The following is a 4,465-nucleotide window of genomic DNA, read 5'->3' as shown; positions in this document are numbered from 1 at the left end:
CCCCCCCCCCCCCCCCCCCCCCCGCCGGAGGCCCTCCGAGGAGCCCGCCCCCGGGGCCCACACGCCCCGACCGCCCGATGACGACCCACGGCTCGGCCGCGCGCCCGACGGCGCCGGCCAGGAGACACCGACATGACCACCGATACCACCGGACCGGCCGCCACCGGCGGCGCGCCCGGCCGCTTCGGCCGCTACGGCGGCCGCTTCAGCCCCGAGGCGCTCGTCGCCGCCCTCGACGAGGTCGCCCAGGCGTGGGAGAAGGCCCGTGGCGACCAGGGCTTCCAGGAGGAGCTGGGCGGCCTGCTGCGCGACTACACCGGCCGCCCCAGCCCGCTCACCGACGCCCCCCGGTTCGCCGAGCACTGCGGCGGGGCGCGTGTCCTGCTCAAGCGCGAGGACCTCAACCACACCGGCTCGCACAAGATCAACAACGTGCTGGGCCAGGCCCTGCTCACCCGCCGGATGGGCAAGACCCGGGTGATCGCCGAGACCGGCGCCGGGCAGCACGGGGTGGCCACCGCCACCGCCTGCGCCCTGCTCGGCCTGGAGTGCGTCGTCTACATGGGCGAGGAGGACACCCGCCGCCAGGCGCTCAACGTCGCCCGCATGCGCATGCTCGGCGCCGAGGTGGTCCCGGTGTCCATCGGCAGCCGCACCCTCAAGGACGCCGTCAACGAGGCCTTCCGCGACTGGGTCGCCAACGTCGACCACACCCACTACCTGCTGGGCACGGTCGCCGGGCCGCACCCCTTCCCCACCATGGTGCGCGACCTGCACTACATCATCGGCCAGGAGGCCCGCGAGCAGGTGCTGGAGCGCACCGGGCGGCTGCCCGACGCGGTCGCCGCCTGCGTGGGCGGCGGCTCCAACGCCATCGGGGCCTTCGCCGCGTTCATCGGCGACCCCGGCGTGCGCCTGTACGGCTTCGAGGCCGGGGGCGACGGTGTGGCCACCGGCCGCCACGCCGCCTCCATCACCGGCGGGTCCCCCGGAGTCTTCCAGGGCACCCGCACCTACGTGCTGCAGGACGAGCACGGCCAGACCGTGCCCAGCCACTCCATCTCCGCCGGGCTGGACTACCCGGCGGTCGGGCCCGAGCACGCCCACCTCGCCGACACCGGGCGCGCCGAGTACCGGGCGGTCACCGACGCCGACGCCATGGAGGCCTTCCGGCTGCTGTGCCGCACCGAGGGCATCATCCCCGCCATCGAGAGCGCCCACGCCCTGGCCGGGGCGCGCGACATCGGGCGGGAGCTGGGGCCGGAGGCGACCGTCCTGGTGAGCCTGTCCGGCCGCGGCGACAAGGACATGGGCACCGCCGCCGCCTACTTCGGGCTCATGGACGACGAGGGGGAGCAGGAGTGACCGGGCAGCCGAACACCGCGCAGGGCGCGGACGGAACCACCCCGCTGCAGCGCGGGCTGGCCCGCGCCAAGGACGAGGGGCGGGCGGCCCTCATCGGCTACCTGCCCGCAGGCTTCCCCGACCTGGCCTCCTCCATCGAGGTGGTGCGGGCGATGGTGGCCGGGGGCTGCGACGTGGTCGAGGTGGGCCTGCCCTACTCCGACCCCACCATGGACGGCCCCACCATCCAGCGCGCCGCCGACCGGGCGCTGGCCGCCGGGACCACCCCCGCCGACGTGCTGCGGGTGGTCGAGGCGGTCGCCGACGCGGGCGCGGCCGCGCTGGTCATGTCGTACTGGAACCCGATCGACCGGTACGGCACCGCCCGCTTCGCCGCGGACCTGGCCGCCGCGGGCGGCTCCGGGGCCATCACCCCCGACCTGCTCCCGGAGGAGGCGGGGGAGTGGATCCAGGCCACCGACGCCCACGGGCTCGACCGGATCTTCCTGGTGGCGCCCTCCTCCACCGACGAACGGCTCAAGCTGACCACCGGCGCCAGCCGCGGCTTCGTCTACGCCGCCTCCCTGATGGGCGTGACCGGGACCCGCGCCCAGGTGGCGGGCACCGCCGAGAAGCTGGTGGTGCGCACCCGCCAGGCCGTCGGGGGCTCCGGGCTCCCGGTCTGCGTGGGGCTGGGCATCTCCAGCGGTGAGCAGGCCGCCGAGGTCGCCGGGTACGCCGACGGGGTCATCGTCGGGGCCGGGTTCTGCCAGCGCGTGCTGGACGCCGCCGACCTGGGTGCGGCCACGGCCGCGGTCGGCGCGTTCGCCGAGGAGCTGGCCGAGGGGGCGCGCGCCGGGCGCCGGTGAGCCCCGGCCGTTCAGGGCGGCGGGGCCGCGCGGCGGGCCCGCCGCGCATAGGCCGCGGCCGGGTGAGAAGAAGGTGAGAATCGAGTCTTCTTCCTGGGAAGAGGACGTGCGGGGTGCGCCGGTCGGCATAGGCTTTCGCAGCACCGGCCGCCGCACCCCGCGCCGCGTCCTGCGCGACCAACGGTCCCCGGGCGGTCACATGCAGTAGGCTCCGCTGCGACGCCGCGCGCCCCGCCGGCGCCCACGGCCCGCGGCGCGCCCACCCGCCCCGGCGAACAGGGAAGTCCAGACATGAACACCGGTCCCACCGAGCAGAACACCGCCTCCGGCCGGCCCGACGGCGGCGAGGCCCCGGACCCCGCCCCCTCCGGCGAGACGGGCGGCGCCCCCGCCCCGCCGTGGAAGGCCCGCCTGGCCGCCGCACAGCCCTGGGCGACCCTCGTCTGCCGCGTCGCCCTCGCCGGAATCCTCGCCTTCGCCGCCTACACCAAGCTGCCTCCGGCGCTGTCCATCCAGTCCGTCGAGGCCTACCAGCTCTTCCCCAGCGGCGTCGCCGAGTTCATCGGCATCACCCTGCCCATGGTGGAGTTCGCCCTGGCCCTGCTCCTGCTCCTGGGCCTGGCCACCCGCTACGTCGCCGCCGCCACCGGCCTGCTCATGCTGGTCTTCATCGCCGGAATCGCCTCCGCCTGGGCGCGCGGGCTCACCATCGACTGCGGCTGCTTCGGCACCGGCGGCGCCGTCGCCCCCGGCGAGACCGCCTACGGGCTCGACATCGCCCGCGACATCGGCTTCGCCGCGCTGGCCGGTATCGTCATGCTCTGGCCGCGCTCCCCGCTGTCCCTCGACCGCCTCGCCGGGCTCTACCGCTGACGCCCGGCCCCCGGCGGCGTCCCCCGGGGCGTCGCCGAACCTGATAGAACGGCCCCGCACCCGCGGGGGACGGACCCGACAACCCATCAGTACGGAGAACGGTGATCGGCCCATGGGCAAGGCGGCGCGGCGCGAGGCCCGCGAACGTTTGAAGCAGCAGCGCCTCAAGGAGCAGCAGAAGGCCAAGCGCAACCGGGTCCTGCTCGTCGTGGGCGCCGCGGTCGTCGTGGTCGCGCTCGTGGTGGCGGTCGGCTACTTCGTCGTCATGCGCGACCGCGGCGGCGGCGACGTCGAGCTGCCCCCGCAGGCCCTGCAGACCGACGGCAGCGTCGTGCTGGCCGACAGCGGCGCCGACGCGCCCGTGCTGGAGATCTACGCCGACTACCAGTGCCCGGCCTGCAAGCAGTTCGAGACCGCCACCGGCTCGGCCATCCAGGAGATGGCCGCCGCGGGCGAGGTCATCGTGCACTACCGCCCGGTCAGCATCTTCGCCCTGCGCGGCGAGCCGCTGGGCTCCAACTCGCTGCGCGGCGGGGCCGCCGCCCGCGCCGCCGCCGACGCCGGGAAGTTCGTCGAGTACAACGACGTGCTGTTCGAGAACCAGCCCGCCGAGGGCAGCGCCGGCTTCTCCCCGGACGAGCTGAAGCAGTGGGGCGAGGACATCGGCATCGACGACCCCGCCTTCGCCGAGCGCGTCGACGCCGAGTCCGAGGTCGCCGACCGGTTCGCCCAGGACTACGCCCCCGAGCTGCTGGAGAAGGCCCAGGGCGAGCTGGGGGCCGACAGCATCAGCACCATGCCCGTCACCGACCTCATCGCCTGGGGCGACGAGAACGGCGTGGACTCCTCCTTCCTCGACGACACCTACGTCCTGGAGATCCTGGAGGCCACCGGCGCGGTCAACGAGCGCTACGACGGTGAGAACGCCTTCGCGGGCACCCCGAGCGTCTACCTGAACGGCGCCAAGATGGGCAATGAGATGTACTCTGCCTCCAGCCTCCGCAGCGCCGTGGCCGAGGCCGAGCCCGGCGAACCGCAGTCCACCCCGGCCGAGGACACCGACACCGGCGCGGACGGCGAGGGCGCGGGCGGCGACGCCGGGGCATCCCCCTCCCCCTCCACCTCGCCCTCCGCCGACGCCAAGGAATGAACCAGCCGAGATGACGACACCTGCGACCCTCGCGACCGCGGACGCCGCCGGGGGCGGCCTCACTCTGGCCGCCATCCCGCCGCCCCCGGTCAGCCAGTTCGACATCGGCCCGCTCACCATCCACGTCTACGCGCTGTGCATCCTCGCCGGCGTCGTCGCCGCCGTGGCATGGTCCGAACGCCGCTGGGCGGCCATGGGGGGTGAGAAGGGCACCATCATGGACCTGGCG

General features: G+C 75.1%; 4 protein-coding genes and 1 pseudogene. All 5 read left to right on the top strand.

Going from position 1 to position 4,465, the window contains the following annotated elements:
• Positions 1–132 precede the first annotated feature (132 nt).
• Positions 133–1,365 carry a tryptophan synthase subunit beta gene (gene trpB, locus D476_RS0101190; protein ID WP_017622157.1) on the top strand — a complete coding sequence of 411 codons (1,233 nt, stop codon included), beginning with the start codon at positions 133–135 and terminating at the stop codon, positions 1,363–1,365.
• Complete coding sequence (gene trpA / locus D476_RS0101185; RefSeq protein ID WP_017622156.1) at positions 1,362–2,213, top strand: tryptophan synthase subunit alpha; 852 nt, start codon at positions 1,362–1,364, stop codon at positions 2,211–2,213. Before trpB ends, trpA begins: the two co-directional genes overlap by 4 nt.
• A 291-nt stretch (positions 2,214–2,504) precedes the next feature.
• The gene (locus tag D476_RS0101180; RefSeq protein WP_017622155.1) at positions 2,505–3,086 is read left to right on the top strand and encodes a MauE/DoxX family redox-associated membrane protein; all 582 of its coding nucleotides are present in this window, start codon (positions 2,505–2,507) and stop codon (positions 3,084–3,086) included.
• 112 nt (positions 3,087–3,198) lie between these two features.
• Positions 3,199–4,236 carry a DsbA family protein gene (locus tag D476_RS0101175; RefSeq protein ID WP_017622154.1) on the top strand — a complete coding sequence of 346 codons (1,038 nt, stop codon included), beginning with the start codon at positions 3,199–3,201 and terminating at the stop codon, positions 4,234–4,236.
• A gap of 10 nt (positions 4,237–4,246) precedes the next feature.
• A pseudogene (locus D476_RS31740) lies at positions 4,247–4,465 on the top strand (prolipoprotein diacylglyceryl transferase); the annotation flags it as partial.

The organism is Nocardiopsis chromatogenes YIM 90109, from assembly GCF_000341185.1.
Classification (GTDB): Bacteria; Actinomycetota; Actinomycetes; order Streptosporangiales; family Streptosporangiaceae; genus Nocardiopsis_A; species Nocardiopsis_A chromatogenes.
The sequence above is the reverse complement of the archived record's forward strand: the minus strand, read 5'-3'. Positions and strand labels throughout refer to the sequence as shown.

Bases quoted from the DNA above. Each gene is read 5' to 3' on its own strand.
- D476_RS0101180 (WP_017622155.1), top strand. From the start codon at position 2,505: ATGAACACCGGTCCCACCGAGCAGAACACCGCCTCCGGCCGGCCCGAC.
- trpB (WP_017622157.1), top strand. From the start codon at position 133: ATGACCACCGATACCACCGGACCGGCCGCCACCGGCGGCGCGCCCGGC.
- D476_RS0101175 (WP_017622154.1), top strand. From the start codon at position 3,199: ATGGGCAAGGCGGCGCGGCGCGAGGCCCGCGAACGTTTGAAGCAGCAG.